General features: G+C 64.5%; 2 protein-coding genes. Both read left to right on the forward strand.

The window, feature by feature from the left end; all coding sequences use genetic code 11:
• Positions 1-203 precede the first annotated feature (203 nt).
• Positions 204-1,718 carry an IS21-like element ISPpu7 family transposase gene (gene istA / locus V6943_RS20185; RefSeq protein ID WP_256058798.1) on the forward strand — a complete coding sequence of 505 codons (1,515 nt, stop codon included), beginning with the start codon at positions 204-206 and terminating at the stop codon, positions 1,716-1,718.
• Between the two features lie 17 nt (positions 1,719-1,735).
• Positions 1,736-2,491: an IS21-like element helper ATPase IstB gene (gene istB, locus V6943_RS20190; RefSeq protein WP_256058797.1), complete on the forward strand. Its 756-nt coding sequence runs from the start codon at positions 1,736-1,738 to the stop codon at positions 2,489-2,491.
• Positions 2,492-2,596: the final 105 nt, after the last annotated feature.

Below are 2,596 nucleotides of genomic sequence, written 5' to 3' on the forward strand. Positions count from 1 at the left end.
TGCGGATTCCACGCTGACTCGGACACCCATTCCACGCGCACCCGGACAGTGATTCCACGCTGATCCGGACACTCATTCCACAAGCATCCGGACACCGACTCCACGGTCATCCGGACACTTTTCTGGCAGGCAGCCACGCAGGATTTATTCACTACCATCGATCTCTTTTTCGAAGCAGAGAGGTCGTTGTGGAGCGTTTATCCATGCGTAAAATCCGAGAGGTGTTACGCCTCAAGTTCGACTGCGGCCTGTCCGTGCGCAAGATCGCCCGCAGCCTGGGCATTGGCCACAGCAGTGCCGGTGATTACCTCTGCCGTTTTGCCGCCAGCGGCCTCACCTGGCCCTGTTCGTTGTCCGATGCCGAGTTGGAGCAGCAACTGTTCCCGCCGGCCCCGGCGGTTGCCAGTGAGAAGCGGCCTTTACCCGATTGGGCATGGGTGCATGCCGAACTGCGCCGCCCCGGCGTAACCCTGGCGCTGCTCTGGCAGGAGTACCGCCTGAGCCAGCCGCAGGGCTTTCAGTACAGCTGGTTCTGTGAGCACTACCGAGCCTGGCAGGGCAAGTTGGACGTGGTGATGCGTCAGGAGCACCGCGTCGGCGAGAAGCTGTTCGTCGACTATGCTGGCCAGACGGTGCCGGTTATCGATCGCCACAGCGGCGAGATCCGCCAGGCGCAGGTGTTCGTCGCGGTGCTTGGCGCGTCCAGCTACACCTTCGCCGAAGCCACCTGGTCGCAGCAGCTGCCGGACTGGCTGGGCTCGCATACCCGTTGCTTCGCCTTCCTCGGCGGGGTGCCGGAGATCGTGGTGCCGGACAACCTGCGCAGCGCGGTGAGCAAGGCCCATCGTTACGAGCCGGACATCAACCCGAGCTACCGCGATCTGGCCGAGCACTATGGCGTGGCGGTGGTGCCGGCGCGGGCACGCAAACCGCGCGACAAGGCCAAGGCCGAAGTCGGCGTGCAGGTGGTTGAACGCTGGATCCTCGCCGCCCTGCGCAACCGCCAGTTCTTCTCCCTGGATGAACTCAACAGCGCTATCGCCGGGTTGCTGGAGCGGCTCAACCGACGACCGTTTCGCAAGCTGCCGGGCTCGCGCCAGACGGCCTTCGAAGCTCTGGATCGTCCGGCGCTGCGCCCCCTGCCGGAGCAACCCTACGTCTACGCCGAGTGGAAGAAGGCGCGGGTGCACATCGACTACCACGTCGAGGTCGATGGGCATTACTACTCGGTGCCGTATCAACTGGTGAAGAAGCAGCTGGAGGTGCGCCTGACGGCGCGCACCGTCGAGTGTTTCCACGCCAACCAGCGGGTGGCCAGCCACCTGCGCTCAATGCACAAGGGCAGGCACAGCACGCAGGCCGAGCACATGCCCAAGAGCCATCGCGAGCATGCCGAGTGGACGCCGCAACGGCTGATCCGCTGGGCCGAGCAGACCGGGCCGAACACCGCCGGCGTGATCCGGCACATCCTCGAACGGCGCATCCATCCGCAGCAGGGCTACCGGGCCTGCCTGGGCATCCTGCGCCTGGGTAAAACCCACGGTGAGGCGCGTCTGGAGTTGGCCTGCCGTCGCGCCATCAGCCTCGGCACGTGCAGCTACAAGAGCCTCGAATCGATCCTGCGCCAGGGGCTGGAAAACCTGCCGCTAGTTCAAACCAACCTGCCGCTACTGCCGGACGACCACGCCAACCTGCGCGGATCCGCCTACTACCACTGACCCCAAGGAATCCCACCATGCTGCCCCATCCGACCCTGGACAAGCTGCAAACCCTGCGCCTGCACGGCATGCTCAAGGCGCTGAATGAACAACTGAAAACCCCGGACATCGACAGCCTGAGCTTCGAAGAACGCCTCGGCCTGCTGGTCGACCGCGAGCTGACCGAACGCGATGACAAGCGCCTGAGCAGCCGCCTGCGCCAGGCCCGGCTCAAGCACAACGCCTGCCTCGAAGACATCGACTACCGCAGCCCGCGCGGACTGGATAAGGCGCTGATCTTGCAACTGAGCAGTGGTCAGTGGCTGCGCGACGGCCTCAACCTGATCATCGGCGGCCCCACCGGTGTCGGTAAAACCTGGCTGGCCTGCGCCCTGGCCCACCAGGCCTGCCGGGAGGGCTACAGCGTGCGCTACCTGCGCCTGCCACGTTTGCTGGAAGAACTGGGTCTGGCCCATGGCGACGGCCGCTTCGCCAAGCTGATGAGCAGCTACGCCAAGACCGACCTGCTGATCCTCGACGACTGGGGCCTGGCCCCGTTCACCGGCGAGCAACGGCGCGACATGCTGGAGCTACTGGACGACCGTTACGGCCAGCGCTCGACCATCGTCACCAGCCAGATGCCGGTGGACAACTGGCACGAACTGATCGGCGATCCGACCCTGGCCGATGCCATCCTCGACCGCCTGGTGCACAACGCTTATCGGATCAATCTGGAGGGTGAATCAATGCGCAAACGGACGCAGAAATTGACGACGCCGGGCACCTCAGACTAACAATGCCACCCCTGCGTCGCTGCGCTCCGACTGCCTGTCCGAATGAACGTGGAACAGGTGTCCGGATCAGCGTGGGCTGAGTGTCCGAATGGCGTGGAATCCGCA

Origin of the sequence: Pseudomonas sp. CBC3 (assembly GCF_037967085.1) — a bacterium.
Lineage (GTDB): Bacteria > Pseudomonadota > Gammaproteobacteria > Pseudomonadales > Pseudomonadaceae > Stutzerimonas.

Bases quoted from the DNA above. Each gene is read 5' to 3' on its own strand.
- istA (WP_256058798.1), top strand. From the start codon at position 204: ATGCGTAAAATCCGAGAGGTGTTACGCCTCAAGTTCGACTGCGGCCTG.
- istB (WP_256058797.1), top strand. From the start codon at position 1,736: ATGCTGCCCCATCCGACCCTGGACAAGCTGCAAACCCTGCGCCTGCAC.